We start from the raw sequence: 26,165 nt of genomic DNA on the forward strand, positions 1-26,165 counted from the left end.
CCCTTTTTGTTATAATGAACCCCCAATGCCTCACGGAAAAAAGTTCATCCATCTTCACAACCATACGGAGTACAGCCTGCTTGACGGGGCCTGCCGTATCGCCGACCTGTTGGCCAAGGCCAAGGAGTACGGTCAGCCGGCGGTCGCGGTCACCGATCACGGGAACATGTACGCGGCGGTTGAGTTCTATCTGGCGGCCAAAGCGCTGGAGATCAAACCGATCATCGGCTGCGAACTCTACGTCGCTCCCCGGACCCGCTTCGATAAAGAGACCAAAGAAGATCGTTCGCCTTTCCACCTGACAGCGCTCTGTAAGAACGAGCTTGGCTATAAGAATCTGATCAAGATGGTCTCGATCGCTTCGATCGAAGGGTTTTATTCCCGTCCCCGGGTCGACAAGGATATTCTTAAACAGCGCCACGAAGGATTGGTCCTGATGTCGGGGTGCGCCGGCGGGGAGATTGCCAAGCAGATCATGGCGGGGAAATACGACGAGGCAAAGAAGACCGCCCTCTGGTATAAGGAGCTGGCCGGTGACGATTTCTACATCGAGGTTATGGAGCTTGACCTGCCGGAGCTCAAAGCCCTTAAGCCGGAGCTGGTCCGTCTGGCCAAAGAGACCGGGATCAAGCTGGTGGCGACCAACGACGTTCATTGCGTCAATAAAGAGGACGTTTATTACCAGGATATTCTCCTCTGTATCCAGACCAACGCTTTCCACGCCGATACCAATCGGTTCAAGATGGAGACAAAAGAGTTTTATTACAAATCGCCGGACGAGATGATCGAGCTCTTCCGCGACCTGCCTGAAGCGATCCAAAGCACCGTGGAGATTGCCGAGAAGTGCAACCTGGAGATGGAGATCGGCAAGCTTCATCTCCCTGATTTCACCGTTCCCGAAGGCGAAACCCCCGATACCTTCATGGAGAAGCTGGTCTGGGAAGGGATCAAGAAAAATTACGGGCCCGCTTATATCAACGCGGAAGGGAAGGTCCTCTTGCCGCCGGAGATCATCGACCGGGTCAAGTACGAGCTCTACGTGATCGAGAAGATGGGGTATGCCGCTTACTTCCTGATCGTGCAGGACTTTATCAACTGGGCGAAATCGAACGGGATCGAGGTTGGTCCGGGGAGAGGTTCGGCGGCGGGAAGCATCGTCTCCTACGCTTTAAGCATTACCAACATCGATCCGCTCAAGTACGGCCTGATCTTCGAGCGCTTCCTCAACGACGAACGTATCTCGATGCCTGATATCGACGTCGACTTCTGTTTCGAACGCCGGGGAGAAGTGATCGAATACGTCTCCAAGAAATACGGGAGCGATCACGTCGCCCAGATCGTCACCTTCGGAACGATGGCGGCCCGCGGCGCCATCCGCGACGTCGGCCGGGTCCTGCAAGTCCCGCTCCCGGAAGTCGATAAGATCGCCAAACTTGTTCCCTTCGGTCCTGATGTCGATCTGAAAGGAGCGCTCGAGACGGTCAAAGATCTCCGCGCCCTCTATGAGGGGGATGCCAAGGTCAAACAGCTCCTTGATACCGCCATGAAGATCGAAGGGATGGCCCGCCACGCTTCGGTCCACGCGGCGGGGGTCGTCATTTCGCAAAAGCCGGTCTCCGAATACGCGCCGCTCTCGAAGCTGGACGAAAATGTGATCGTCACCCAGTACACCATGACCGCCCTGGAGAAGATCGGGCTCCTGAAGATGGACTTCCTTGGTTTGCGTAACCTGACGATGATCGCCCACGTCCGCGACATGCTCAAATTCACCCAGGGGATCGAGATCGACCTGAACACTATTCCCCTTGATGATGAAAAGACCTACCGGCGGCTGGCCGAAGGGGACACGATGGGGATCTTCCAGCTGGAAAGCCAGGGGATGCGGACCCTGATCAAATCGCTTAACCCGACGACCTTTGAAGAGATCATCGCTTTGCTCGCTCTCTACCGCCCGGGCCCCTTGGAGTCGGGGATGGTCGACGATTTCGTGAAGCGGAAACACGGCAAGCTCCCGATCCACTACGAACTGCCGCAGCTCCAACCGATCCTGCGCGAAACTTACGGGACTATTCTTTATCAGGAACAGGTCATGGAGATCGCCAGTAAGATCGGCGGCTTTACCATGGGCCAGGCCGACATCCTCCGTTCCGCCATGGGAAAAAAGAAGGTCAAGGAGATGGCCCGCCAGAAAGAAAACTTTGTTGAAGGGGCGGTCAAGAAGGGGATTTCCAAGGCTAAGGCGACGGCGTTGTTCGATCTCTGCGCCAAATTCGCCGGTTATGGTTTCAACAAATCGCACTCCACCGCTTACGCTTTCATTTCTTATCAGACCGCTTACCTGAAAGCGAACTATCCGGTGGAATTCATCGCTGCCTTGCTGACTTCGGTTATCGGCAATACCGATAAGACCAGGCTTTACATTTCCGAATCTAAGAAGATGGGGATCAAGATCCTTCAGCCTGACGTCAACGAAAGTGACAAGAACTTTACCGTCACCAAGCAGGGGGTCCGCTACGGGATCGGCGCCATCAAGAACGTCGGGATCGCCGCCATCGAATCGATTATCAAGGCGAGGAAAAGCGGCGGGCCGTTTGCCTCGCTGGAAGATTTTCTCCGCCGGATAGACGCCAGGACGGTCAACAAAAAAGTGATCGAAAGCCTGATCAAGTGCGGCGCTTTCGATTCTCTCGGCTTGGGACGGGCCTATATGATCGGGAACCTCTCTAGGATTACTGGAGAAGTCAGTGCCCAGCTCAAAGAGATCGCCAGCGGGCAGGAGATGCTCTTTGGCGGCGAGACGCCGAAGTTCAGCCGCCCGACCACCGGACCGGCCGCCGTTGATATCCCGGAATACCGGCCGGAGGAGCTCCTTCGGATGGAAAAAGAGTACCTTGGCCTCTATATCTCTTCTCATCCTCTCGATCACGTTCTTGACGCGCTCGAAGGGATGGCGAGCGTTCGGGCGATCGACATCCAGGATATGAAAGAAGAACAGACGGTGACGATCGCCGGAATGCTGACCAACAGCCGGAAGGTTGTCACCAAAAAAGGGGACAACATGCTGATCGCGGCGATTGAAGATCTCTCCGGCATCGTTGGCCTGGTCGTCTTCCCCAAGGTTTACGAAAAAGCGGCTCCGCTGTTGCTCGATGACGAGATCGTGGTCATTAAAGGGAAGACCAATCGCGACTCACGGACCGAAGAACTGAATGTCGTCGCCGAAACGGTCGAACCGCTTAAAGGGTTCGAAAAGACCAGGACGATCTTTGTCGAACTGGTCGATTTTAATAACCAGTCGATACTCGGAGAGATCCGGGCGATTATCCAACGGAATTCCGGTGGCGATCCGGTCGTCATCAAAATGGACGGGAAGAGTGTCGAGCTGGGAACGGAAAACCGGGTGACGATCACCCCGTCGCTGGTCGAGGAGTTGGAAAAGCTCTTGGGAAGCGGCTCGGTTGATGTTAAAATGAGTGTGAAGAAGAGAGAGGTTGTAAAGGTATAATCAGGCTCGGAACCTCGGAAACCTGTCCCGCTCGGATCGGGACGGTTTCCTTTAATTATAGAAAAAAATAGATTATTATGGATAATTCCGCAAAAACTCAAGTAATTATGCGAATTGGTTTATGAGCTTTATTGGCTGGCGGAAGAGGGCTTAAGGCTGTGGAGGGGAAATATGACATTACAAAAATGCTTCTTATTGTTGAGTATAATATTAACATTGGTAGGCTCTTATTACTTAGTAATTGGCAATTTTAAATCTGCGACTGATATTGCCAAGGAAAGTGGATCATATTGCGGAGGGAACTATGCGTTGAGGGTGAGTTTTATTTCCGCAAGAATATATTCTATTGTTGGATTTAGTTTGTTGGGTTTTGGTGTTGCGCTCCAGATTATTTCTATGTTCGTGATCGATAGAAAGGTGAATATGGGAGTGGCGATAGGAAGCGCCCTGATCGTATGGGGCTTGGCAATATTGCTGGCCAGTTTATATATCCATTACCAAAGGACAATTCTCATAAGAAAAACTAGTAAAATTGAAATAATGAAATATGAAATGCCGAAAGGCGCATCCGTCAGAGATAGAATAAATCACAGCTATGGAGGGAAATTCATTGAGATCGGCAAAAACTTTTTTTTGCTTGAAAAAAACGAAGTTGAAAGCGAAGAGGATTTTATAGAAAGATTGTGTCTAGAGATTGGAAAGATAAAAACTCAATGATTAGAAATAGATGAAGTGGACTGATTGTTTTCAAGGGCGGGTTGCCCCTCCCTTTAATAGGGGGCTGTGTTACGAAATAAGAAGGCGGTGTTAGCGAAATGAACGAGATTGTTTATGTTCTTATTAATGAAGCAATGCCCGGCTATGTAAAAATTGGTAAAACGACAACCAGCCTTGAGCAAAGAATTAGGGAATTGAGCGCATCGACAAGTGTTCCCCTCCCGTTTACTTGTTTTTATGCTTGCACGGTGAAGGAAATGAGTTTTGTGGAACATCAATTGCATGACGCATTTGACAATAATCGGATAAATCCAAAAAGAGAGTTTTTTCGAATAGCTCCGGAACGTGTAGTGGCGGCTTTAAAATTAGCAGAGATTGAAGATGTTACTCCTAAGAAAGATATTGTAGAATCGCATGAAGATCAAAAAGCGCTTGATAAAGCCAGGACCATACGGGAAAGATTTGATTTTAGAATGGCGGATATTCCGATTGGCGCAGAGCTGACTTTTAGCAGGGATGAAAATATTAAGGCAAAAGTTGTTGATAATCGTTCTATTAAGTTTAACGGTAAAATAACAAGTCTTTCAAAGTCAGCGCAGAAAATACTGGGATACAACTATGGTGTTGCCGGAACAGATTATTGGATGTACGAAGGGGAAGCATTAGACGAACGCCGACGAAGGTTGGAAGGCGAGAATTAGAGTGGTTAAAAACAAGAAAGTTGTCGTACAAGGAAGTCAGATCGGAGTCTTGTTGCGCGATGGAGACAATGATTTTATTTCTTTGACCGACATGACAAAGAAATTTGGAGACGATGTTCTCATCTACCAATGGATGCGCAATCGGAATACGGTTGAATTCTTAGGGATTTGGGAGCAGATACACAACCCTGATTTTAAAGGTGTCGAATTCGAGACCTTTAAAAAGCAAGCCGGGATGAATAGCTTTTCCCTAACCCCCAGAAAATGGATTGACGCAACTGGTGCTATCGGTTTGATTTCAAGGGCCGGACGATACGGCGGTGGAACCTATGCTCATAAAGACATAGCGTTTGAATTTGGCTCGTGGCTTAGCGCGGAATTTAAGCTTTACTTGATCAAGGAATTTCAGAGATTAAAAACTGAAGAGAATCAACGATTTGTTCTTGGCTGGGACATGAAACGGATGCTGGCAAAATTAAATTATAAAATTCATACCGATGCCATAAAAGAGCATATTGTTCCCCCGCAAATTTCCAAGCAAAAAATGAATGTGATTTATGCCAGCGAAGCTGACGTTTTGAATGTCGCGTTGTTTGGTATAACGGCTAAGGAATGGAGGGATAAAAATATAGGCAAAGAAGGGAATGTCAGGGATTCCGCGACAGTTGAACAGCTGGTGGTTCTGTCCAATCTCGAAAGTATGAATGCTGAACTTATCCGATTGGGATTCCCTCAAGGTGAAAGGTTGAGGAAGCTTAACGAAATGGCGATAAGCCAGATGAAATCTTTGATGGGCAATGCCTCAATAAGAAAGCTAAAGTGAGCGAAAAGCGGCCTTCCGGCCGCTGGTCTATGCGAAAAGATAATAAGTCGATAAAAGGAGAAGAACAATGGATATCAGCAAAATTAAGTTTGATGACAAAGGTTTGGTCCCGGTGATCGCCCAGGATTATAAGGACGGCACCGTCCTGATGCTTGCCTATATGAGCAAAGAATCGCTCGAGATAACCTTGAAAACAAAAGAGATGGTCTATTGGTCTCGCTCCCGCAAGGTACTCTGGCACAAAGGGGAGACCTCCGGACACATCCAAAAGGTTAAAGAGCTTTGTTTTGACTGCGACGGCGACGCGATCGTCGCCAAGATCGAGCAGGTCGGCGACATCGCCTGCCACACCGGTAACCGGAGCTGTTTCTTCAATAAGCTGATCTAAATGATCGCGAAATTCTTTTTTGTCGCGGCTGGCGGGGTGATTGGCGCACTCGCTCGTTACATTCTTTCGGCCGGGACCCACAAACTCTACGTTGGGCATTTTCCGCTAGGGACATTACTGGTTAATCTAAGCGGTTCGCTGGTGATCGGTTTGTTGTGGGGAATCTTTGACCAATACGACTTGTCGCATAACTGGCGGCTCTTCTTTTTTATCGGGATCCTGGGGAGTTACACCACTTTTTCCAGCTTTGGGCTCGATACCTTCCAACTTTTTCGCGACGGTGAAATGACTATGGCGGTTTTAAATATTCTGCTAAATAATGTGCTGGGGATCTTATTGGTGTTTATTGGCTATGGGATCACGCGGTTACTCTTCAGATTTATCTAGATCGCCGGTTTGATTATCTCTTTATATTTCCCCGGCGGGAGCCCTTCTAGTTTCAGCGGGCCGATTGCTACTCTGACCAAGCGGAGGCAGGGGAGGCCGACGGCGGCGGTCATTTTCCGCACCTGGCGGTTCTTCCCTTCACGGATCGTCAATTCGAGCCACGAAGTCGGAATGCTTTTACGGAAACGGATCGGCCTCGATCGTTCCCACAACTTTGGTTCCTGGATCGCCCGGACTTTAGAGGGGAGCGTTTTATACCCTTCGATCAAGACCCCGCTTTTTAGCTTGGCTAATTGTTCAGGAGTTGGGATCCCTTCAACCTGCGCCAAATAGGTCTTTTCCACTTTGTTCTTAGGATTGCTGATCCGGTGGTTCATTGCCACGTCGTTGGTCAGGAGGAGGAGCCCCTCGCTGTCGTAGTCGAGCCGTCCGACCGAGTAGATCCCCGGCACCTTAATATAATCTTTCAAAGTCTTCCGCCCCATTTCATCGGTGAACTGGCAGAGGACCTCGAAAGGCTTGTTGAATACGGCATATTTGAGCATATGATAATTATATCAGGAAATAGCCCTTAAATTGTGCGCTATTCGCTTCGTTTAAAGAGTCACTTTGCTTTTGCTGGGCGACCATTTTCTTTGTCCGGCCACAAAGAAAATGGTCAAAAAGAAAAGGCCTTGCGCATTTCGATTTTTCTCAAGGTAAGCGAAATGCGCGCCCATCCGGAATTTTAAAAAGCTAGGAAACCGCGGCGATATTGCCGCAGGTTTCCGTAAAAGAAGGAGACAGGCTTATGGACCGTCACCCCATCACGCATCATGTTTAAGGAAGACCAAGCCCTCACCCAACTCCGCATTATTAGTTTTCGTTTTTGTCCCTCTCCCAAAGGGAGAGGGAGCGGTGTTTATTGCCGATAGTTCACAACCCCCTCTCCCAGACTGCGTAGCAGTCGCTGGGAGAGGGCTGTAATTTCCAATCAAACTCGCAGATAAGACCCGGGTGAGGGTTAGGACAGTTACCCCCAATATGTTCAAGTCACTACTTTCATGGTAAAATTAGGGTTCGCTTTATGGGATTAGACAAAATAATCATCAAAGGGGCCCGGGAACATAACCTCAAGAACGTTAATCTTGAGCTCCCCCGGTACAAACTGATCGTTTTCACCGGCCTGTCCGGTTCCGGCAAATCATCCCTTGCTTTCGATACCCTTTATGCCGAAGGACAGCGGCGCTATGTCGAATCACTTTCCGCTTACGCCCGCCAATTCCTGGAGCAGATGGCCAAGCCCGATGTCGATTCAATTGATGGCCTCTCGCCGGTCATTTCGATCGATCAGAAGGCCCCTCCCCGCAATCCACGCTCGACCGTCGGGACAGTTACCGAAATCTATGATTACTTCCGCTTACTTTACGCTAACATTGGGGTCCCTCATTGTCCAAAATGCAATAAAAAAATCGAGCGGCAGACCGCCCAACAGATCGTCGACCAGATGCTGGAGATGCCGGACGGAGAAAAAATCATGGTCCTGGCCCCGGTCATTCGCGGCCGCAAAGGGGAGTACAAGAGCCTCTTCGCCGATATCCAGAAAGACGGCTTCATCCGGGTTCGGGTTGATGGCAAGGTTCTCGAACTCCCCGACATCCCCGACCTGGATAAAAAGCTTAAGCACGATATCGCTATTGTCATCGACCGGATTGTCGTTAACGCCGGGAACCGGAAGCGGCTCAACGAGTCGGTCGAAAACGCTTTGCGTTACGGGAACGGGATCGTCGAGATCCTGGCCGAAAGAGCGGGAGCTAAACCAAAGGTTTTCAGCGAAAAGTTTGCCTGCGCCGAGTGCGGCATCTCGCTCGACGAGATCACCCCGCGGATCTTTTCTTTCAACAGCCCGTACGGGGCTTGTCCCGAGTGTAAGGGGTTGGGGGACAAGCTTGAGTTCGATCCCGACCTGGTCATCCCGAACCGGAATTTGACCCTGGCCGAAGGGGCGATTGTTCCCTGGGGAGAAGCGGCGTCATATTACCTGCAAAAACTGGAAGCGGTCGGCGAGGCTTATGGTTTTGATCTCAACACGCCGGTTAAAAAACTGACCAAAGAGCAAATGAACATCATTCTCTACGGCAGCAAAAAGCCGATCAAGTTCAAATACGTCATGGACCGGGGATATTGGGAGAACGAAGGGACCTTTGAAGGGGTGATCAGCAATCTCCGCCGCCGCTACCTCGAAACCAAATCGGAGAATGTCCGTTTCTTTCTTTACCGCTACATGAGCTCGATCCCGTGTTCGGTCTGCGGCGGGAAACGGCTCAAACCGGAGTCGCTCTCGGTCCTGGTCGGCGGCAAATCGATCGCCGAACTGGCGGCGATGCCGATCAACGTCATCCAAAAGTTTATCGAAGATCTCCGCTTCAGCGAGCGGGAGCAGACGATCTCCAAACAGATCATTAAAGAGATCAAGGCCCGGCTAAGCTTTTTGCTGAACGTCGGCTTGGCCTATCTTTCGCTCGACCGCCAATCATCGACCCTCTCCGGCGGCGAAGCCCAGCGGACCCGGCTGGCGACCCAGGTCGGCTCCGGCCTGGTCGGCGTCCTCTACATCTTGGACGAACCGTCGATCGGTCTCCACCAGCGGGACAATAAGCGGCTGATCGAGACTTTGGTCCGCTTGCGCGATCTGGGGAACACCGTCGTCGTCGTCGAGCATGACGAAGAGACGATGCGTTCGGCCGACTTCCTGGTTGATATTGGGCCGGGGGCGGGGGTCCATGGCGGCAAGATTGTGGCGAGCGGAACGGTTGAAGATATTATTAAAGAAAAGAATTCGATCACCGGCAAATATCTTTCCGGTGAAATGAAGATCGAGGTCCCGAGCGAGCGGCATAAAGGGAACGGTCACCACCTGGAGATCATCGGAGCGGAGCACCATAACCTCAAGAAGATCGACGTTGCTTTTCCGCTCGGAGTTTTTACCTGCGTGACCGGGGTTTCCGGTTCGGGGAAGAGCTCGCTGATCAATGATATCCTCTACAAAGCGCTGGCTAATAAGTTTTACCGGGCGGTTGATAAAGCGGGGCGCTACGATGAGATCAAAGGGCTGGAGCATATCGACAAAGTCGTGATCATCGACCAGATGCCGATTGGCAAGACCCCCCGCTCCAACCCGGCGACCTATACCGGGGTCTTTGACCATATCCGGAACCTATTTACCATGACGCAGGAAGCGCGGGTGCGCGGCTACAAGTCGGGGCGTTTTTCTTTCAACGTCCGCGGCGGTCGCTGTGAGGCCTGTGCCGGCGACGGGCTGGTCAAGATCGAAATGCACTTTCTCCCCGACGTTTACGTTCCGTGCGACGTTTGTAAAGGGAAGCGTTACAACCGGGAGACGCTCGAGGTCCATTACAAAGGAAAGAACATTTACGATGTCCTCAACATGACGGTCGAAGAAGCGCTCGTTCTCTTTGAGAATATTCCGCAGATCGAGCGGAAGCTTCGGACCCTCTCGGACGTCGGGTTGAGCTACATCAAGCTTGGCCAGGCGGCGACGACCCTTTCGGGCGGCGAAGCCCAACGGATCAAACTGGCAACGGAACTGGCGACCCGTTCGACCGGTCGGACCCTTTACCTGCTCGACGAGCCGACGACCGGTCTCCATTTTGACGACACCAAGAAACTCCTCGAAGTCCTCCACCGCCTGGTGGCGGCCGGAAACTCGATGATCGTCATCGAACACAACCTCGACGTTATCAAAACCGCCGACCACATTATCGACCTCGGGCCGGAAGGTGGCGAAGAGGGGGGCGAGATCATTGCCGAAGGGACCCCGGAGGCGGTCGCCAAAGTCAGTCGCAGTTATACTGGCCGCTACCTGAAGAAACTACTTAAGTAAGGAGAAAGCCATGAGAGTTTTAGTGACGGGCGGAGCCGGATTTTTAGGGATCAACCTCATCCGCTATCTGTTCAAGCAGGGGATCACCAATATTGTCTCGCTTGACGTCGCCGAGTTCGATTATCCGGAAAAGAATAAAGTTAAGATCATCAAAGGGGATATCCGCGACTTAACTAAGGTTGCCGAGGCGCTGGCCGGCGTGACCCACGTTATCCACACTGCCGCCGCTCTGCCGCTTTATAAAAAAGAAGATATCTTTTCGACCGACATCGACGGGACCCGTAACCTTCTGGCGGCGGCCGAAAAAAATAAAGTTGACCGGTTCGTCCATATCTCCTCGACCGCCGTTTACGGTATTCCCGACCATCATCCGCTTTACGAGACCGATAAGCTCGACGGGGTCGGGCCTTACGGCATTGCCAAGATCAAAGCGGAAGAAGTTTGTCTGGAATATCGGAAAAAAGGGATGCTTGTTCCGATCATCCGGCCGAAATCGTTCATCGGGCCGGAAAGGCTTGGGGTTTTCGCCTTGTTTTACGATTGGGCCAAGGACGGCAAGAATTTTCCGATGATCGGGAGCGGCAATAACCGCTACCAATTGCTTGACGTTGAAGACCTTTGCCAGGCGATTTATCTCTGCCTGACCCTTGAGGCTGGAAAAGTCAACGACACTTTCAACGTCGGGGCTAAAGAGTTCACGACGATGAAGGAAGACTATCAGGCGGTCTTGGACTACGCCCGGTTCGGCAAACGGATCGTCGGTTTCCCGGCCTGGCCGATGATCTGGGCGCTGCGAATACTCGAATTTTTCCACTTGTCGCCGCTCTATAAGTGGGTCTACGAAACTGCCTCCAAAGATTCGTTCGTGTCGATTGAAAAGGCCGAGAAGGTCCTTGGCTATAAACCGATCTATTCGAACAAGAAGGCTTTGGTCCGTAATTACCAGTGGTACCTGGCGAACCTCAAGACGATCGAACAGGCGAGCGGCATTTCTCACCGGGTTCCCTGGAAGCAAGGGATATTAAAGTTCTTTAAGATCTTTTTCTGACCCCCTCTGTCCCTCGACTTCGCTCGGGACATCTCCCCCTTATTAAGGGGGAGACCGGTGAATTTACAAAAGACCCGGCTTCTGCTATCATGCGTTAAGAAAAAATACAGGAGGGTTAACAATGAAAAAAGTTGCCATTCTTCTCGTTTTGCTTTTGTTGTCAGCGACGGTCTCTCTGGCCCATCCGCCGAAAAAGATCACGCTCAAATTGAACGGCCAGCGCTTGAGCGTTGATGTTTTGCACGAATCGATGAATATTGAAGATCACTTTGTTAAAACCATCGTGGTTTTGCTCGATAACGAGAAAATTATCGAACAGCACTACACTTTCCAACAGCCCGGCGGCCAGTCCGCCGTTTATGACATTCCCGACCTGTTAAAGGACCACAAGACGTTGGCGGTTACGGCATCCTGCAGTAAATTCGGGTCGAGAACGCAGACCCTGATGCTCAAGAAATAACGGCGGATGAAACGCAGCCTGTTCTTTCTTTTGGTTTTCGTTTGGGCGGCTGCCGCCTACGCGCTTCCCAGTACGGTCGAAGACGGGGTCCAGCTCCGGAGCGGCCCCAGCTTTGCCGACGACGTCAAGCTCGACCTCCCCAAAGATTATCCGCTGAAGATCATTGAACGGAACGCCGGCTGGTGCTTGGTCAGCGACTGGCTCAATTGCCGGGGGTGGGTCGAAGAAAAACTGATCACCGGCGAATCGACGGGAGTTGTTCGGAAATCAAACATCAGCCTGCGGAGCGGTCCCGGGACCAGGTTTTCCAAATTATCCAAGCTTTACCAGGGGATGACGGTGAAGATCCTGGGGAATAAAGGGGTTTGGCGCAAAGTCCTGGTGCTTGACGGCCCGACAATGATCGAAGGGTGGCTCCACAGCCGCTATCTTTGGGGATAAGGCCTTCAAACCGTCCGCGTTCTGGTTTATAATGACGCCAACGATCACCACAAGGAGTGATAACGATGGCAAAAATGTTCGTCCTGGTAAATTATCTCGTTTACGGGGTCAGCTTGCTCGGCATGCTGGTCATTCTCTGGGGCTTGCTGATGGTCCTCAAGGATTTCCTGCTCAATCTTTTTTCCGACGATCCGAACTCCAAGCGGCTGATGCGCCAAAAGCTCGGGGCCTACCTCGTCCTTGGTCTGGAATTTTTCATCGCCGCCGATATTATCCGGACAATTACCCGGCCCGACTGGAACGAGATTGGGATGCTGGCGGCGATCATTGCTCTGCGGACCGTCTTGAGCTATTTCTTGGGCCTGGAGCTCAAAGAAAAAGTTAAGGGGAAGTAAATGGCTGGTCTGACGACGAACCGGATCGAAGGCTTAACCGACGGGATCTTTGCTTTCTCCATGACCTTGCTGGTCATGACCCTCAACCTGCCGGATACGGCGGCGCGCTCTTTTTCCCTCCAGCAGCTGCTGATCGGTCAGAGCGACAAGTTCTTTAATTACGGCTTAAGCTTTGTCCTGATCGCGGTCGTCTGGCTCATCCATCACCAGCAATTTCACGTTATCCGGCGGACCGACCCCGGCCATCTTTGGATCAACATCTTTCTTTTGATGTTCGTCGCGCTGATCCCGTTCTCCACGACCCTGGTCGGTGATTATCCGGGCTCGGCGGCGGCGGAGCTTTTTTTCGACGGCAACCTGTTTGCGGTTGGGAGCTTATTGTTCCTGAACTGGGAATACGCGACCAGAGGGCATCGCTTGGTTGAAAACAATTTCCCGGAAGAGCGGATCCGGAGTGGGTGGCGGCGGACGCTGGTCATGCCGCTGGCCGCTATTCTGGCGATGGGGATCGCGACCTTCGATCCGTCCTATTCGTCTTATGCTTATTTGACGATCCCTTTCGTTCTGGCCTTGCCATATTTTAGGAATAAGGCGGAGCAATGAAAAAATATTTAGGCTTGACCGTCATTCTCTTGGCGGCGCTGGCTGGCTGGTTTTTTTACTCCCAAGCGCCAAAAGGGGAGGTCGACATGCTTAAATACCGGGTCGTTTTTGAACAGCGGGCTTTTGTTAATACGACCGACGAGAGCCTCAACCTGGTCGCTTACCAGGCGAGCGACGAAAAGGTCCGGCCGTACTCTTTCCTGGCGGTCTACCGGGTCGTGCCGGACGGCGAGAAGCTGGTCTATCGCTACGCGCCGGTCGTTCCCGACAAAGTTGGTTATCCTCGGCCGCTGGTCCTGGAAGAGGTCCAGCTTGCCCAACAAAAACTGCGCAACCTGATGATCGTTACCAGCTGGGGGGAGACCGGGGCCGATTACTGGGGGACCCATCCGATAGTTATCAATTATCTTTTTGGCTTATTTCGGGCGACCGATACCTACGCCGCTTCGCTGACCACGAAAACTGCCGACTTTGAGGTCGCCAATTACTTCGATCCAACCGAACGGGTGAAGACTTTCCTGACCCAGGGGATCAACGTTAATCGGAAAAAAGAATTAGAGCTGAAGTTTATTGACGATGATAAACCAAAAGCGGCCAAACACAAGATGGTGACGCTGAAGATTAAAATATTGAAATGAAGATCATTCAACGTTTAATAACGCACTATCAGATCAGGCAATTGACCCCGGTTGCTCCGGGGGAAGCCCAGCGGCTCCGGATTGCCCTTTTGCCGGACGAATTAGTCTGTTTCCGGGTGGAGCGGGGAGCGGTCAACAAGATTGGTTCCGGCGGTGCTTCGACCTGGATCTTCTTTGACCGGCAGACTCTGCGCAAATCCGGGCGGCGCGACTTCCGCGCCGCCGTTCGCGAAGAGCTTCACTGGCTGGAGAAAATTTACGGCGAGCGGCTGGTCTATGCCACGCTGGGCGATTTGCGGCGGGTGGCCAGAATGAGCGGTGGCTTACCGGAGATTGAGTTCTTTGCCGACGAGCATTACAAAGGGCACGAGCGGGCCCTAGTTGTTGACCACCAGGAAGTGACCGACCCGGCCACTCATTTGATCGCCGGCTTTTTGCCGCTCGCCGGCCGCTATGTTGAACTCGAAAACCTTCCGTACCAGGTCAAGATGAAAAGCGGGGTGTTAGTTAAGCGATGAATAAAATAACAAAGGGCCTTTTATTTGGCGTGATTGCTGGGTGCGTGGATGTTTTGCCGATGGTGGCGCAGGGGCTGAGCTGGGATGCCGATCTTTCCGCTTTTTCGCTTTGGGTGGTTGCCGGTTTACTGATCTCGACCTCGGAACTACGCTTGAATTCGATCCTCAAAGGGCTACTGATCTCGTATCTCCTGGCCCTCCCGGTCTATATAATAGTAGGGGCGAAAGAGCCTTTTTCCCTCATTCCGATGACCATTATGACCGCTATTTTGGGTGGAATATTGGGGAAAGTCCTCGAAAAGTAGGCTTTTGCTTGTTTTACGGCTTCGCTAAAGAACTCGGGTGAGGGCTGTCCCAAATAAACCAAAAGGGCCACTTGCGCAGCCCTTCGGTTTTTAAATTCTCTTGCTTATCGCTTACAGCTTATAGCTTAGTGCTTTCCCTTTAGCTGAAACACAAACGTAATCTTCATCCCCGCCATGTCGTAATACTCTAAGCAGGTGCCGATTTGTTCGTTGGCGATCTTCTTCTCGGTCATATATTTCATGATCGCGGGGTAGGCTTTCATCGGGCCGATCATGTACGACAGGTTGTTCTTGATCGGAAATTCGGTGGTGATCCCCATCATCTTGGCCAGCTTCAGCACTTTATACTTCTTGGCGACTTTCTTGAACGCCTTGAGGTCTTTATCGGCTAAGACACAGCCGACCTGGCTCCGGAGCTGTGACGCTTTGACCTTGCTCGGATCGTCCAAATAGATGCCGAAGCCGTCGATCGGTTTGATGCCATCCTTGGCCAGTCGGTCAAAGACCGCCTGGACGACCGGGCCGGTGTTCGAGTAGGGGCCGGTGTAATCTTCGTAAACCAGGGTGTAGGGGCCGACCGCTTTTTCGGTCACCTTGAGGGTCGAGAAAAAGCCCATGTAATAGAGCCAACCGACAATCGCAACCAGCAAAATAGCCACGATCCAGAGAATGATCTTAACGACTTTCATGAATAATACCTCCCGCTGAAGATGCCAGAATCTTAGCACTGTAACAGCAAAAAACAAGGGGGTCTTTGAGCTGAACTCGGAAACGAATAGAACCGGAGACGGAGCTTACAGCTTTAAGCTGTAAGCTTGCCCCCCAAATACCCCTTGACATAGTCAGACCGGGGTGATACAATGTACGAGTCGAAGTTAATGATTCTAAGTTTAAAAAGTGTCTGCGTCTTTTTTCTTGAGTTGTCCACATGTTGGTCCTCTCAAAGTCATTAATCAAGCAGAAAATAAAGCAAGGAGAAATCTTACATGAAAAGCATATTCGTAGGTAATCTTCCGTGGTCTACCACTGATGCCGATCTTTCAGCAAAATTTTCTGAATTCGGCAACGTGATCTCGGCCCGGATCGTTTCTGACAAATTCTCGGGAAAATCCCGCGGATTCGGATTCGTTGATATGGAAAATGCCGATGCCGAAAAAGCCATTGCAGCCTTAACTGGTTACAAATGGGGCGATCGGGAAATTACCATCAATGAAGCCAAGCCGAAGTCTGAAAGTCGCGACCGTGGCGGCGAGAGACGCGGCGGCGGCGGATTCAACCGCTTCTAAGCGAAGTAGTTAGAATTCAAAGGCTCCTGGGAAACCAGGGGCCTTTTTTTTTAGTTTTTTGCGATGACCAGCCGCCACTCCATTCCGTGCAAAGCAATGGTGGTCCACTCGGCCGTCTTTTTGACCGGCGCGCCGCCGGCATGCTCGGGGAAGTCGTAACTGCCGGAACCGGTCGCTTCCATCGTCACTTTTTGGGCCAGCGCCAGTAGGCTGGGGACCGACCGATAAAGCGAGCTCTCAAAGGTCATTAATCCGACTTGCAGGGGATCCTTATCGTAAATTATCCGCCCGTCAAGCTGTAGGGCCATCGTGTCGACCGCGAAAAAATCGAACTGGTAATTTTTCACCACATTTCTCATCAGCGCGTCCGGTTTGAACACAATGCTGACGTAACCCAGCGCCTGATTGCTGGTCCCGCGAACCGGGTAGGCGAGCGAGACGGCGTAAAATCCTTCGACCGTTTTGAACATACTGCTCATCACCGGCAAGCCGCTCTTTTTTAACCGGACGAAGTGGGGTTGGTTGCCGATATAGGAGAGTTCCGAGCTTTTGTAAGTTGCCGGTTCGACCAGCAAAATATAACCGTCCGGGTTGGTCGTGACGACATCAACGACCGACTTGTGGTTGTTGTAGAGCTGTTGCAGGAGAGCGGCGGCCGCTTCGCCCGACAGTCCGGTCGAGCCGAGAAGCTCGGCGGTTTTGGCGAGGTCGCCGTCCATCTGGGTCAGTTCCCCGGCGATCTGTTGGCCGAGGACGTTGACCGGCGGCAGGTCGGGGGCTATTCCCATAGCGAACGCGGCGGTTGTAAAACAGAGCAGAGCGAGTCCGATTAATTTAACTTTCATAAATATACCTCCGCCCAAATTGTAGCACACCTCCGCGCTTGCTCAACATCATTATAAATATTAGAATGATCTAATGCCAAGCGCGATCCGAGCGGTTTTGGCGGCAGCCGCGCCCTACTGGCGAAAATTATTTGGCATTTTTAAGGAGGAGATGAATAATGGTTTGGATCTATTCACTGGTCGCGGTTGTTCTGGTCAGCTTGATCTCGCTGATCGGCGTTTTTACCCTGGCGTGGCGGCGGGAAAAATTGGGGGAGATTCTTCTTATCCTGGTTAGCTTCGCGGTCGGCGGACTGTTCGGCGACGCCTTCATCCATTTGATCCCCGAAGCGTTTGAATTGTTCGGCGATAAGCTGACGGTCTCTCTGCTGATCCTGACCGGGATCCTCCTTTTCTTCGTGCTGGAAAAGTTTGTCCGCTGGCGGCACTGTCACGTGCCGACCTCCGAACATCATCCTCATCCTGTCGTCTTCATGAACCTGATCGGCGACGGGGTCCATAACCTGATCGACGGGATGATCATCGCCGCCAGTTTTATGGTCAGTTTCCCGATCGGGCTGGCGACTTCGCTGGCGGTCATCCTGCACGAGATCCCGCAGGAGATCGGCGATTTCGGGATTTTGGTCCATGGCGGAGTGAAGATCAATCAGGCCTTGCTCCTGAATTTTGCTTCCGCTTTGCTGGCGATCATCGGCGCCCTAATTTCGCTGACCGTCGGGCCGTTCGTTAAGGATTATGCCGCTTTTCTGATGCCGCTGACCGCCGGCGGCTTCATTTACATGGCCGGATCGGACCTGATCCCGACCTTGCACGATCAGTGCGATCCCAGCGAATCCTGGAAACAGTTCCTGGCGATCGTCTTCGGCCTGTTGGTGATGGTCGGGCTCTTGTTCATTGCCAAATAGCAGGGAACTTTTTGCCGGGACGCTTTGTCTAATTACGATGGAGGGGCAATGACCGATTTCGCGCGGCTTTACGCAGAGCATAAAATGCTGGTTTGGCAGATCGTCTCCCGGTATGGTTCTGCCCGGGAAGATCGCGAAGACCTCTTTCAGGAGATCTTTTTAGCGGTCCATAAAGCGTTGCCCCGCTTCCGGGGTGAAGCGAACATCAAGACCTGGGTTTACCGGATCGCGGTCAACACTTCGATCAATCACGCTAAACGACAAGCCCTTTACCGGAAAGGGCGCCAAATTCTGGCGACTTTGCGGGTGATCGATGAGCCGGCCCCCGAAGCGGCCGACGATCTTTCCGGCCCGCTGGCTAAACTAAACCCGCGCCAGCGGATGATCCTGATCCTGGCCGAGGTCGAAGAGCGTTCTTTGGAGGAGATTGCCGATCTGACCGGGTTGCCGGTCGGGACCGTTAAGTCGAATCTCCACCGGGCGCGTGAGATCGTAAAAAAGGAAGTGATGAAGAATGGATAAGTACGACCACTACATCAACCGTTTGAAAAAGGAACCCCACCGGCCGGATTTTGACCGCCTTTACCGGCAGATCGAAGCCAAGCGGACCAGGAGTTTATTTTTTAAACAGTTTGCCGTGCCGCTGGGGATTGTAGCCGCGATCTTTCTTTTGGCCTGGCCGGCCGCCCGTTATTTTGACCAGTCGAGCGAGCGAGGCGACCTGCTCTCGTTCGTTATTCAGGACGACAGTTCGAACCGGCCGGAGCTCGATAATTTTATTTTTGAGAATTAGGGAACTTTTTGCCGGAGCGCCGTGTCTAAGTAGTTAAAAGGGAGGAAAAATCATGAAGATCAAATATTTAGTAGTTGGGATTTTGGCGGTTGGGATATTTTGCGGGGTTTCGCCGGTGAGCGCGCAGCGCGGGCCGGGTTTTGGCGGAGCTGATGGGGGGATGATGAGGCAGGGGAAGATGAGAATGGGGCCGGAAAAACTATTTCGGAACCTCGATTTAACGGCCGATCAAAAAGCGAAATTGCTCGATGTGCGCCAGGCAATGGAAAAAGAACTTCTGCCATATGAGCAAAAGAACGAGCCGCTAATGATTAAAATGAGGGAAGAGATGACCAAAGACAGTCCCGATCTTCGGACGATCGAAAATTATTTAAAGGAGATCAACCAGAACCGCCTGAACGTTGAGCTGAAGCGGACCGAGTTTATGCTGAAATCATGGGTGATCCTGACCCCGGACCAAAAAGAGAAATTCCGCAAGACAGAGAAAGAAATCTGGAATAAAATGAAAAAGGGTGATCGGTAAAACCGGCTAATAATGAGAAAGCTGCTGAAGAAATCTAAGTTCGTAGCAAAGGAAACCCGCGACAATATCGTCGCGGTTTCCTTTGCGTACCCAAACAAGCTTATTTTGGAAGCCGAGACGATATTGTCTCAGGCTTCCAAAATCGTCGTAAGTTTACTACTAATCTTCTTCCTGACCGGTCAGGCTTTTAGTTTGACCTGGCGGGAAGCGCTTGAGCTGGCGCCGCGCAACAGCAACGAGATCAAGAGCGCGCGGAAACAGCTCGAGGTCGCCCAGTGGACCTATTACAAATCATACAGCGGTTTTCTGCCGCAGGTTTCGGCCAGCCTCTCGACCGGCCAGTCGGAAAATTCCAGCGGCCAATCGACCAGTTATACTTACGGGCTCAACGTTTCCCAGGCTCTTTTTAAGGGCTTCAGCAATTACTACAACGTAACTTCCGCCAACGCCAGCCTGAACTATTACCAGGCGAGCCTTCAGTTTAATGAAGCCGATTATTATTACCAGCTTCGCCAGGCTTACGTCAATCTGTACATCAGTCAGCGTAACTTGTCGATGCTCAAGCAGATCCGGGAATCGCGCTCCGAGAACGCCCGGATGATCAAATTGCTTTACGATAGCGGAAAAGAAGACAACGGCAATTACCTGCGGACCCAGGCGCAGTTGAAAGAGGCCGATTATAACGTCGTTTCGGCCGGCCGCCAATTGGAGCTCACCCGGTTAAAACTGGCCCAGATCCTCAACGCCGACGCTGGTTCGGCTGAAAGCGTCAACCTCTCGGCGGTAGAAACGCCTGATTACAACGCGTTGCTTAAGGCGGCCCCTGCTTACAAGATAGCGAAAAGCCAGCTGGAGATCTCTTCTCTCCAGCAACAGTCGACGATCAGCGAATTTTTGCCGTCAATTTCCTTGCAGGGGAGTTATTCGAAGAGCGGCAGCAGCTGGCCGCCGGATTCTTCCAATAAATCACTAAGCCTTAGCCTTTCTTATTCGCTTTTTCCCGGCGGGAGCAATATCGCCGACCGGGTGATTACCAACGCCCAGTACGATAAAGCGAAAGAGGATTACGCCAAGACCGAGAAAGATCTGTTTTATACACTGAAACAAAACTATCTTCAACTGCAGGACGCGGTGGAAGATCTGTTGATCCAGCAGGAATACTTGGCCGCTTCGACGGAACGTTCCCGGATCGCCCAGGTCAAGTATCTAAATGGTTTGGTCACCTATACTGAATGGGACCAGATCCAGAACGAATACATCAGCGCTCAAAACAGTTTGCTTAACGCCAATAAATCGGCCTTGCTGGCTGAAGCGAGTTGGTATAAATCATTTGGAGGATGGATAAAATGAAAAGATGGGCTGTGGTTATCATGGTTGGAGTCGTCGCTGTCCTGATCTCAAGCTGCGCGTCTAAAACCACGGAAAAGCCGCTGGAAACCGCCAAGGTCGTCCGGGGGAACATTCTGGCCGAACTGCCGGTCTCCGGCACGGTGATCCCGCGCAACCGCCTGGAGATCAAACCGCCGGTGGCAGGCAGGGTCGAACAAGTTTTGGTCGCGGAAGGCCAGCGGGTGAAAAAAGGGGCGATCCTCGCCTGGATGAGCTCGAGCGAGCGGGCCGCGATCCTGGATGCCGCCAGGGCGAAAGGGCAAGATGAGGTCAAACATTGGGAAGACGTTTACAAACCGGCCCCCATCGTCGCGCCGCTCGATGGTTTTATCATTAAACGGAGCATTGAGCCGGGGCAGTTCATCGGGATCAGCGACAGTGTTCTGGTGATGGCTGATCGTTTGATCGTCGAAGCGCAGGTTGATGAGACCGATATCGGCCGGATCAAGGTCGGTCAGAAATCGGTCATCAAGCTGGACGCTTATCCCGATCGGGCGATCTCCGGTCATATCGAACAGATCGCCTACGAGTCGGAGACGATCAACAATGTCACGGTCTATAAAGTTAATGTTTTGCCGGACAGCGTTCCAGCCTTTTTCCGTTCCGGCATGAGCGCGACCGTTAATTTTACTTTGGAAGAGAGAGTGAATGTCCTGACCTTGCCGCTGACGGCGATCAAGAAAAGCAACAGCCAAACCTACGCTTTTATCCGGCGGGAGGGGGTGGTCACGGCGGTTAAGGTCCAAACCGGCTTAGAAAATAATGTTCATTTCGAATTGCTTTCCGGTTTAAACGAAGGGGAGGAAGTCGTTATTCCGACCGCGAAACTGGCCGTCGAACTGCTCGATCGCCGGCGCGGGTCCCAACCGTTCAACTTTTTAGGCGGCGGGAATCGGAGCCGCAGTCGGTAACATGGCACTAATCGAACTGAACGGCGTTACCAAAACCTATTTCATCAGTGAAGAACTGCCGGTCAGGGCGTTGCGTCCGGTCTCGCTGAAGATCGACCAGGGAGAGTTTGTCGCTATTATGGGGCCGTCCGGTTCGGGAAAATCGACCTTGCTGGCGATCCTGGGACTTTTGGATAAAGCCGATCAGGGAAACTACAGGCTGCTCGACCGCGATATCACCAAGTTGAGCGACAACGACTACGCGGTTTTACGCAGCCGCCACCTCGGTTTTATTTTTCAATCGTTCAATCTCCTGCCCCGCTTCAACGTGACCGAAAATTCGTTGCTGCCGTTCCTATACACCGAGGCGGGGAAAGACGCCCGCGAGCGGGTGATCGGGATTTTGAAAAAGATCGGCCTTGGCGACCGGCTGCGGCACCGGCCGAACCAGCTCTCCGGCGGGCAACAGCAAAGGGTGGCGATCGCCCGGGCGCTCGCTAATCAGCCGCTGATCATTTTTGCCGACGAGCCGACCGGGAACCTCGATTCCAAGTCGTCGCTCGAGATCATCAACCTGCTCAAGGAATTAAACGCCCAGGGGACGACGATCGTCATGGTGACCCACGAGCGGGAATTGTCGGAACTGGCGAGCCGGATAATTACCCTCAAAGATGGGGAGGTCGTCGGCGATGAAAGAAAAGGGGCGGGCAAAGCAGTCGCTAAAATTGATTTTAACAATCATTTGAAGAGAAAAGCGACCCTTTCGCTTTCCGGGATCCTCAATTACGCTCACGAGGCTTTTCTTTCGCTCTTGGGGAACAAACTCCGTTCGTTTCTCTCGATCCTCGGCGTGCTGATCGGCGTCGCGGCGGTCATCACGATGCTGGCGATCGGGACCGGGGCGCAGAACCAGGTCCAGCAAAGTTTAGCGAGCATGGGATCGAACCTCCTGCGGGTTTCGCAGTCATTCCGCTCTGGTGGTATTTCCCTGGGAGCCGATTCTACTCCTCGTTTTAATTTTGAAGATCTAGCCGCGATGCAGAAGATCGACGGGGTCGACCGGGTCGTTCCTTACGTCAGCGGCCGGGCGCAAATGGTCTTCCAGGACAAGAATTGGAACACCTCCGTATCAGGCACGAACCCGGATTACCAGTACGTCCGCAATTCGATCCCAACTTCCGGCCGCTTCTTTAACGATAACGAAGTGACCGGCCGGGCCAAAGTCGCGGTCCTCGGCAAAACGGTAGCCGACGAACTTTTCGGCAGTACCGACCCGGTCGGTAAAGCGATCCGGATCAACCGGATCAACTTTACCGTCATCGGAGTGATGCCGGAGAAGGGGGCGACCGGTTTTCAGAATACCGACGACCAGGTCTTTATTCCGGTTACCACGGCGATGTATCGTCTGCTCGGGCGCGATTATATCGGTAACTTTGACGTTCAGGTGAAAGACGCCGATTCTCTCTCTGCGGTCCAGGAACAGATCGGTCCGATCTTGGCCAAGGTCCATCGCTTTACCGAAGCCCAGATGCAGAGCATCGATGTCCGGAACATGGCCGATATCCAGAAAGCCCTTAATGACGTGGTTAACACTTTTACGATGCTCCTGGGATCGATCGCCGCGGTCAGCTTGCTGGTCGGCGGGATCGGGATCATGAATATTATGCTGGTTTTGGTGATGGAGCGGACCCACGAGATCGGCTTGCGCAAAGCGCTCGGCGCGGAAAATCGGGACATCATGATCCAATTTCTGGTTGAATCGGTTTTGATCTGCGTCTTAGGGGGATCGATCGGGATAATGATCGGTTCGCTGATCGCCTGGCTGATCTCGACTGTTTTCGGCTGGAACGCGATCGTCAGTCTTGGTTCGATCCTGCTCGCCTTTACCTTCTCGGTGCTGGTTGGGGTGGTCTTTGGGATCTGGCCCGCCTGGCGGGCGTCGAAGATGCTGCCGATCGAAGCGTTACGGTACGAGTAACGCTTCCCGGGTCGCTATCAGATCGGCTTCCCCCAGGAACGATTTAACGATCACGTCTCCAACTTTGACCGGATGATCGAGCTTGATCTTTTTTACTTCCGCCATCGCGGCGAGCAGTTTTGCTTTTGGGATGGGACGGCTGGTCCTGACCGGGACCATCTTTAAGTCCAGTCCTTTGGCCAAAACGGTCGTAGCCAAGATCCTGGCTGGGTTCTCGACTTCTTGTTTGGCGTAGAGGGGTCCTTTTTCGCATTTATTTCCGGTGATCTTGACGACGTAGCCTCCCTCAACGTCAACTTCCAGCTGGCAACCGACCGGGCATTCAATACAGGTCATTCTCATTTCAGATACTCCGCCGCCATTTGCCCCGCTTTTTCGCTGTCGCGGGCGACCGAATCGACCAGATCGTAGACTTTATAAGAGTTGCCGCAGATAAAGAGCCCCGGGATCGAGCTCAAATTGACCGCCGTGGAGATCGGGGAGTTAGTCGCCGGATCGAGTTTGACCCCGGCCATTTCGACCAGTTCATTTTCGGGGATCAGTCCGACCGAGACCAGGACCGTGTCGCAGGCAAGGTCAAAGGTTTCCTTGGTTATGACGTTCTCAACGGTCACTTTTTCCACCCGGTCCCGCCCGTGGATCCGGGCGACCCGATGTCGTAAGTAAAGGGGGATGCCGAAATCTTCCAGGCATTGAACGACATTCCTTACCAGCCCGCCCGTTTTTTCTTGGATCTCGACGACCGCTTGGACCCTGGCCCCCTCGAGTGTCAGGCGGCGGGCCATGATCAGGCCGATATCTCCCGAACCGATGACGACGACCTCGCGGCCGGGGAGGAGCCCTTCGATATTGATCAGCTTTTGCGCCAGTCCGGCGGGAAAGACCCCGGCGGGACGCGTTCCAGCGACGTGGATCATCTCGCGGGTCCGCTCCCGACAGCCGGTCGCCATGATCAATGCCCGCGCTTTAACGGTTTCCATCTTTCCCGGTTTAAGATAGGTCAAAATTTTATCGCCGGTCAGTTTAACGGCGAACGACCGGAGCGAGACCTCGATTGCTGGGGTTATCTTGATTTCTTTGATTAGTCGGTCGGCAAATTCCGGGCCGGTCAGGTCGGCTTTATAATGATGAATGCCGAAGCCGGGGTGAATGCACTGGTTGAGGATCCCGCCCAGGTACTGGTCCCGTTCCAGAAGGAGGATATCTTTGACTCCGTTCCTATGAGCGGAAAGGGCGGCCGCCATGCCGGCCGGGCCGCCGCCGACTATAACTAGTTCACGCTCGTTCATCTTTAACGACCTCCGAGCCGGGGCCTCGTTTGGTGATCTCGGTCAGCGGGATGCCGAGCTCTTCCGCCATGATCTTCATGATCCGGGTGGTACAAAAACCGCCGTGACAACGCCCGGCCTGCGCCCGGGTCCGGAATTTTATCCCGTCCAAAGTTCTCGCGCCCCGTTTGATCGCTTCTCTCACCTCTTTAGCCGAGACCATTTCACAGCGGCAGACGATGTCGCCGTATGACGGGTCGTGCTTGATAAGTTGAATGATCTTTTCCAGGGAGAGAGAGAAGAGGTGGACCGTTGGTTGGCGATATTTGCGGAAGAAGAATTTCCGCCGCAATTTTAAGCCGTTCTTTTTAAGGAGATCGGCGACCATTAAGGCGATCGCGGGGGCGGCGGTCAGGCCGGGGGACTGGATACCGGCGGCGTTGATGAACCCCGGAACTTTTTCTTCGTGGCGGATAATGAAATCTTTTCCGGCTACCGGCCGGAGCCCGGCGAAGTAAGCGATGATATCCCGGCTGCTGATCGCGGGGAGAAGTTTTTGGACGTTTTCTAAAACCTTAGCTAACCCTTCATCGGAAGTCGAGCGTTCTTCTTTATCTTCAATGTCGGTGGCGGTCGGGCCGATCATCGGATTGCCGTCGGATGTTTTAATGACCAGCGTTCCTTTGGAAGTTGGCGTGGGAAGGGGGAAGAGCAAGTGGTTAGCGAGATGTTCTCTTTTTTTATCGAGCAGGAACTCTTCCCCTTTGCGCGGTTTAATGACGATGTCGGTCACGCCGACCATTTGGGCGATCGTGTCGGCGTAAAGCCCGGCCGCGTTGATGACAAAGCGGGATTGAAACACTTTAGGCGTTGAACCGGAAACCGCGACGTTTAGTCGCAGGTTTCCGGTTTCTTGACTAATACTTTCAACTTTGTGCGAGGTTAGTATCTCCACGCCGTTTAGCCGGGCATTTTCCGCCAGGTCGTAAACTAAACGGTAGGGAGAGATAATACCGGCGGTCGGGGCGTAAAGAGCGGCGAGAGCGGCGGGATTAAGGTTCGGTTCGTGTTCCTTTAACCAGGCGCGGTCAACGATCTGAAGGCCCGGGACCCCCAGCTTTTCCGCGTCCGCTTTGATCTCCAGGAGCCGATTCCTTTCTTCTTCGCTGAAGATGACGATCAGTTCGCCGACTTCTTTGAAATCGACTCCCAGCTCTTTGGCGATTTGCCTGGTCAGTTTATTTCCTTCGACGCAAAGTTTCCCTTTCAGTGAATCGGGCGGGTTTTGCGTCCCCGGATGGATAATGCCGCTGTTTGATTTGGAGACGCCGAAAGCGAGCTCGGCTTCTTTTTCCAGCAGGACGATCTTGAGGCGGTAGCGGGAAAGCTCCCGGGCGATCGCCGCACCGGTCACTCCGCCGCCGATGATAATGACGTCGAAACTATTCACGGTTAGATTTTATCACGGCAGTTGGG

Annotated in this window: 29 protein-coding genes; 23 read left to right on the forward strand and 6 right to left on the reverse strand. The window is 52.4% G+C overall.

The genetic code is table 11. The features are described from left to right. The first annotated feature begins 25 nt into the window (after nucleotides 1–25). The 6 genes from WC772_02480 (at nucleotide 26) to crcB (ending at nucleotide 6,521) form a co-directional block, all read left to right on the forward strand. Entirely contained in the window at nucleotides 26–3,505 is a 3,480-nt protein-coding gene (locus WC772_02480; GenBank protein ID MFA6169621.1) for a DNA polymerase III subunit alpha, read from the forward strand. Between the two features lie 171 nt (nucleotides 3,506–3,676). After that, nucleotides 3,677–4,222: a hypothetical protein gene (locus WC772_02485; GenBank protein ID MFA6169622.1), complete on the forward strand. Its 546-nt coding sequence runs from the start codon at nucleotides 3,677–3,679 to the stop codon at nucleotides 4,220–4,222. 98 nt (nucleotides 4,223–4,320) lie between these two features. Further along, the gene (locus WC772_02490) at nucleotides 4,321–4,923 is read left to right on the forward strand and encodes a GIY-YIG nuclease family protein (GenBank protein ID MFA6169623.1); all 603 of its coding nucleotides are present in this window, start codon (nucleotides 4,321–4,323) and stop codon (nucleotides 4,921–4,923) included. 1 nt (nucleotide 4,924) lies between these two features. Continuing rightward, on the forward strand, nucleotides 4,925–5,746 hold the full coding sequence (locus WC772_02495) for a KilA-N domain-containing protein (GenBank protein ID MFA6169624.1): 822 nt from the start codon (nucleotides 4,925–4,927) through the stop codon (nucleotides 5,744–5,746). 67 nt (nucleotides 5,747–5,813) lie between these two features. Continuing rightward, entirely contained in the window at nucleotides 5,814–6,134 is a 321-nt protein-coding gene (gene hisI / locus WC772_02500; protein ID MFA6169625.1) for a phosphoribosyl-AMP cyclohydrolase, read from the forward strand. Further along, complete coding sequence (crcB, locus tag WC772_02505; GenBank protein MFA6169626.1) at nucleotides 6,135–6,521, forward strand: fluoride efflux transporter CrcB; 387 nt, start codon at nucleotides 6,135–6,137, stop codon at nucleotides 6,519–6,521. On the opposite strand, the gene WC772_02510 is transcribed toward crcB, so the two are convergent. Continuing rightward, nucleotides 6,518–7,066: a pseudouridine synthase gene (locus tag WC772_02510; protein MFA6169627.1), complete on the reverse strand. Its 549-nt coding sequence runs from the start codon at nucleotides 7,064–7,066 to the stop codon at nucleotides 6,518–6,520. The genes crcB and WC772_02510 overlap by 4 nt on opposite strands. Nucleotides 7,067–7,587: 521 nt before the next feature. On the opposite strand from WC772_02510, the gene uvrA reads away from it, so the two are divergent. From uvrA to WC772_02555, 9 genes are all read left to right on the forward strand, one after another. Then, the gene (gene uvrA, locus WC772_02515) at nucleotides 7,588–10,404 is read left to right on the forward strand and encodes an excinuclease ABC subunit UvrA (protein ID MFA6169628.1); all 2,817 of its coding nucleotides are present in this window, start codon (nucleotides 7,588–7,590) and stop codon (nucleotides 10,402–10,404) included. Nucleotides 10,405–10,414: 10 nt separating this feature from the next. Further along, nucleotides 10,415–11,452 (forward strand): NAD-dependent epimerase/dehydratase family protein, encoded by a 1,038-nt coding sequence (locus WC772_02520; protein ID MFA6169629.1) that lies wholly within the window; start codon nucleotides 10,415–10,417, stop codon nucleotides 11,450–11,452. A gap of 121 nt (nucleotides 11,453–11,573) precedes the next feature. Beyond that, nucleotides 11,574–11,912, forward strand: a complete 339-nt coding sequence (locus WC772_02525; GenBank protein MFA6169630.1) for a hypothetical protein — start codon at nucleotides 11,574–11,576, stop codon at nucleotides 11,910–11,912. Between the two features lie 6 nt (nucleotides 11,913–11,918). Continuing rightward, nucleotides 11,919–12,353 (forward strand): SH3 domain-containing protein, encoded by a 435-nt coding sequence (locus WC772_02530; GenBank protein ID MFA6169631.1) that lies wholly within the window; start codon nucleotides 11,919–11,921, stop codon nucleotides 12,351–12,353. A 65-nt stretch (nucleotides 12,354–12,418) separates the two neighbouring features. After that, nucleotides 12,419–12,748 (forward strand): DUF1622 domain-containing protein, encoded by a 330-nt coding sequence (locus tag WC772_02535; protein ID MFA6169632.1) that lies wholly within the window; start codon nucleotides 12,419–12,421, stop codon nucleotides 12,746–12,748. Continuing rightward, nucleotides 12,749–13,351: a TMEM175 family protein gene (locus tag WC772_02540; GenBank protein MFA6169633.1), complete on the forward strand. Its 603-nt coding sequence runs from the start codon at nucleotides 12,749–12,751 to the stop codon at nucleotides 13,349–13,351. Next, a complete protein-coding gene (locus WC772_02545; GenBank protein ID MFA6169634.1) occupies nucleotides 13,348–13,989 on the forward strand; it encodes a hypothetical protein in 642 nt (213 codons plus the stop codon). Before WC772_02540 ends, WC772_02545 begins: the two co-directional genes overlap by 4 nt. Continuing rightward, the gene (locus WC772_02550) at nucleotides 13,986–14,507 is read left to right on the forward strand and encodes a hypothetical protein (GenBank protein MFA6169635.1); all 522 of its coding nucleotides are present in this window, start codon (nucleotides 13,986–13,988) and stop codon (nucleotides 14,505–14,507) included. Before WC772_02545 ends, WC772_02550 begins: the two co-directional genes overlap by 4 nt. Then, nucleotides 14,504–14,812 (forward strand): hypothetical protein, encoded by a 309-nt coding sequence (locus WC772_02555; GenBank protein ID MFA6169636.1) that lies wholly within the window; start codon nucleotides 14,504–14,506, stop codon nucleotides 14,810–14,812. Before WC772_02550 ends, WC772_02555 begins: the two co-directional genes overlap by 4 nt. Before the next feature lie 125 nt (nucleotides 14,813–14,937). Here WC772_02555 and WC772_02560 read toward each other — a convergent pair whose 3' ends face one another. After that, nucleotides 14,938–15,501 carry a hypothetical protein gene (locus WC772_02560; GenBank protein MFA6169637.1) on the reverse strand — a complete coding sequence of 188 codons (564 nt, stop codon included), beginning with the start codon at nucleotides 15,499–15,501 and terminating at the stop codon, nucleotides 14,938–14,940. Nucleotides 15,502–15,798: 297 nt separating this feature from the next. Here WC772_02560 and WC772_02565 point away from each other — a divergent pair, with 297 nt between their 5' ends. Next, nucleotides 15,799–16,098, forward strand: coding sequence for an RNA-binding protein (locus WC772_02565; GenBank protein ID MFA6169638.1), 300 nt, complete (start codon nucleotides 15,799–15,801; stop codon nucleotides 16,096–16,098). A 50-nt stretch (nucleotides 16,099–16,148) separates the two neighbouring features. Here the strand turns inward: WC772_02565 and WC772_02570 are convergent, their stop codons facing one another. Then, on the reverse strand, nucleotides 16,149–16,943 hold the full coding sequence (locus WC772_02570) for a cache domain-containing protein (protein ID MFA6169639.1): 795 nt from the start codon (nucleotides 16,941–16,943) through the stop codon (nucleotides 16,149–16,151). A gap of 158 nt (nucleotides 16,944–17,101) precedes the next feature. Here WC772_02570 and WC772_02575 point away from each other — a divergent pair, with 158 nt between their 5' ends. The 7 genes from WC772_02575 to WC772_02605 are packed head-to-tail and all read left to right on the forward strand — an operon-like array spanning nucleotide 17,102 to nucleotide 23,421. Then, nucleotides 17,102–17,848 (forward strand): ZIP family metal transporter, encoded by a 747-nt coding sequence (locus WC772_02575; protein ID MFA6169640.1) that lies wholly within the window; start codon nucleotides 17,102–17,104, stop codon nucleotides 17,846–17,848. Nucleotides 17,849–17,896: 48 nt separating this feature from the next. After that, nucleotides 17,897–18,370 carry a sigma-70 family RNA polymerase sigma factor gene (locus tag WC772_02580; GenBank protein MFA6169641.1) on the forward strand — a complete coding sequence of 158 codons (474 nt, stop codon included), beginning with the start codon at nucleotides 17,897–17,899 and terminating at the stop codon, nucleotides 18,368–18,370. Continuing rightward, entirely contained in the window at nucleotides 18,363–18,641 is a 279-nt protein-coding gene (locus WC772_02585) for a hypothetical protein (protein ID MFA6169642.1), read from the forward strand. Before WC772_02580 ends, WC772_02585 begins: the two co-directional genes overlap by 8 nt. 52 nt (nucleotides 18,642–18,693) lie before the next feature. Then, the gene (locus WC772_02590; protein ID MFA6169643.1) at nucleotides 18,694–19,164 is read left to right on the forward strand and encodes a periplasmic heavy metal sensor; all 471 of its coding nucleotides are present in this window, start codon (nucleotides 18,694–18,696) and stop codon (nucleotides 19,162–19,164) included. 12 nt (nucleotides 19,165–19,176) lie between these two features. Continuing rightward, nucleotides 19,177–20,514 carry a TolC family protein gene (locus WC772_02595; protein MFA6169644.1) on the forward strand — a complete coding sequence of 446 codons (1,338 nt, stop codon included), beginning with the start codon at nucleotides 19,177–19,179 and terminating at the stop codon, nucleotides 20,512–20,514. Continuing rightward, a complete protein-coding gene (locus WC772_02600) occupies nucleotides 20,511–21,464 on the forward strand; it encodes an HlyD family efflux transporter periplasmic adaptor subunit (protein MFA6169645.1) in 954 nt (317 codons plus the stop codon). The genes WC772_02595 and WC772_02600 overlap by 4 nt, the downstream gene beginning before the upstream one ends. 1 nt (nucleotide 21,465) lies before the next feature. Further along, entirely contained in the window at nucleotides 21,466–23,421 is a 1,956-nt protein-coding gene (locus tag WC772_02605) for an ABC transporter permease (GenBank protein ID MFA6169646.1), read from the forward strand. Here the strand turns inward: WC772_02605 and WC772_02610 are convergent. From WC772_02610 to WC772_02620, 3 genes are read right to left on the reverse strand one after another with little or no spacing between them, the layout of a single operon-like run. After that, a complete protein-coding gene (locus tag WC772_02610) occupies nucleotides 23,407–23,763 on the reverse strand; it encodes a DUF1667 domain-containing protein (GenBank protein MFA6169647.1) in 357 nt (118 codons plus the stop codon). The genes WC772_02605 and WC772_02610 overlap by 15 nt on opposite strands. After that, on the reverse strand, nucleotides 23,760–24,710 hold the full coding sequence (locus WC772_02615; GenBank protein ID MFA6169648.1) for an FAD-dependent oxidoreductase: 951 nt from the start codon (nucleotides 24,708–24,710) through the stop codon (nucleotides 23,760–23,762). The genes WC772_02610 and WC772_02615 overlap by 4 nt, the downstream gene beginning before the upstream one ends. Next, the gene (locus WC772_02620) at nucleotides 24,697–26,139 is read right to left on the reverse strand and encodes an NAD(P)/FAD-dependent oxidoreductase (protein MFA6169649.1); all 1,443 of its coding nucleotides are present in this window, start codon (nucleotides 26,137–26,139) and stop codon (nucleotides 24,697–24,699) included. Before WC772_02620 ends, WC772_02615 begins: the two co-directional genes overlap by 14 nt. Nucleotides 26,140–26,165: the final 26 nt, after the last annotated feature.

The organism is Candidatus Margulisiibacteriota bacterium, from assembly GCA_041661965.1.
Taxonomy (GTDB): Bacteria; Margulisbacteria; WOR-1; order O2-12-FULL-45-9; family XYB2-FULL-48-7; genus XYB2-FULL-45-9.

Excerpts from the sequence above, each read along its gene's own strand:
- WC772_02610 (MFA6169647.1), bottom strand. The coding sequence starts at position 23,763 with ATGAGAATGACCTGTATTGAATGCCCGGTCGGTTGCCAGCTGGAAGTT.
- WC772_02555 (MFA6169636.1), top strand. The coding sequence starts at position 14,504 with ATGAATAAAATAACAAAGGGCCTTTTATTTGGCGTGATTGCTGGGTGC.
- WC772_02595 (MFA6169644.1), top strand. The coding sequence starts at position 19,177 with ATGAGAAAGCTGCTGAAGAAATCTAAGTTCGTAGCAAAGGAAACCCGC.
- WC772_02575 (MFA6169640.1), top strand. The coding sequence starts at position 17,102 with ATGGTTTGGATCTATTCACTGGTCGCGGTTGTTCTGGTCAGCTTGATC.
- WC772_02550 (MFA6169635.1), top strand. The coding sequence starts at position 13,986 with ATGAAGATCATTCAACGTTTAATAACGCACTATCAGATCAGGCAATTG.
- WC772_02530 (MFA6169631.1), top strand. The coding sequence starts at position 11,919 with ATGAAACGCAGCCTGTTCTTTCTTTTGGTTTTCGTTTGGGCGGCTGCC.
- uvrA (MFA6169628.1), top strand. The coding sequence starts at position 7,588 with ATGGGATTAGACAAAATAATCATCAAAGGGGCCCGGGAACATAACCTC.
- WC772_02605 (MFA6169646.1), top strand. The coding sequence starts at position 21,466 with ATGGCACTAATCGAACTGAACGGCGTTACCAAAACCTATTTCATCAGT.
- WC772_02480 (MFA6169621.1), top strand. The coding sequence starts at position 26 with ATGCCTCACGGAAAAAAGTTCATCCATCTTCACAACCATACGGAGTAC.
- WC772_02525 (MFA6169630.1), top strand. The coding sequence starts at position 11,574 with ATGAAAAAAGTTGCCATTCTTCTCGTTTTGCTTTTGTTGTCAGCGACG.
- WC772_02580 (MFA6169641.1), top strand. The coding sequence starts at position 17,897 with ATGACCGATTTCGCGCGGCTTTACGCAGAGCATAAAATGCTGGTTTGG.
- WC772_02570 (MFA6169639.1), bottom strand. The coding sequence starts at position 16,943 with ATGAAAGTTAAATTAATCGGACTCGCTCTGCTCTGTTTTACAACCGCC.
- WC772_02585 (MFA6169642.1), top strand. The coding sequence starts at position 18,363 with ATGGATAAGTACGACCACTACATCAACCGTTTGAAAAAGGAACCCCAC.
- WC772_02540 (MFA6169633.1), top strand. The coding sequence starts at position 12,749 with ATGGCTGGTCTGACGACGAACCGGATCGAAGGCTTAACCGACGGGATC.
- WC772_02545 (MFA6169634.1), top strand. The coding sequence starts at position 13,348 with ATGAAAAAATATTTAGGCTTGACCGTCATTCTCTTGGCGGCGCTGGCT.
- WC772_02565 (MFA6169638.1), top strand. The coding sequence starts at position 15,799 with ATGAAAAGCATATTCGTAGGTAATCTTCCGTGGTCTACCACTGATGCC.
- WC772_02590 (MFA6169643.1), top strand. The coding sequence starts at position 18,694 with ATGAAGATCAAATATTTAGTAGTTGGGATTTTGGCGGTTGGGATATTT.
- crcB (MFA6169626.1), top strand. The coding sequence starts at position 6,135 with ATGATCGCGAAATTCTTTTTTGTCGCGGCTGGCGGGGTGATTGGCGCA.
- WC772_02560 (MFA6169637.1), bottom strand. The coding sequence starts at position 15,501 with ATGAAAGTCGTTAAGATCATTCTCTGGATCGTGGCTATTTTGCTGGTT.
- WC772_02615 (MFA6169648.1), bottom strand. The coding sequence starts at position 24,710 with ATGAACGAGCGTGAACTAGTTATAGTCGGCGGCGGCCCGGCCGGCATG.
- WC772_02510 (MFA6169627.1), bottom strand. The coding sequence starts at position 7,066 with ATGCTCAAATATGCCGTATTCAACAAGCCTTTCGAGGTCCTCTGCCAG.
- WC772_02485 (MFA6169622.1), top strand. The coding sequence starts at position 3,677 with ATGACATTACAAAAATGCTTCTTATTGTTGAGTATAATATTAACATTG.
- WC772_02520 (MFA6169629.1), top strand. The coding sequence starts at position 10,415 with ATGAGAGTTTTAGTGACGGGCGGAGCCGGATTTTTAGGGATCAACCTC.
- WC772_02600 (MFA6169645.1), top strand. The coding sequence starts at position 20,511 with ATGAAAAGATGGGCTGTGGTTATCATGGTTGGAGTCGTCGCTGTCCTG.
- hisI (MFA6169625.1), top strand. The coding sequence starts at position 5,814 with ATGGATATCAGCAAAATTAAGTTTGATGACAAAGGTTTGGTCCCGGTG.
- WC772_02490 (MFA6169623.1), top strand. The coding sequence starts at position 4,321 with ATGAACGAGATTGTTTATGTTCTTATTAATGAAGCAATGCCCGGCTAT.
- WC772_02535 (MFA6169632.1), top strand. The coding sequence starts at position 12,419 with ATGGCAAAAATGTTCGTCCTGGTAAATTATCTCGTTTACGGGGTCAGC.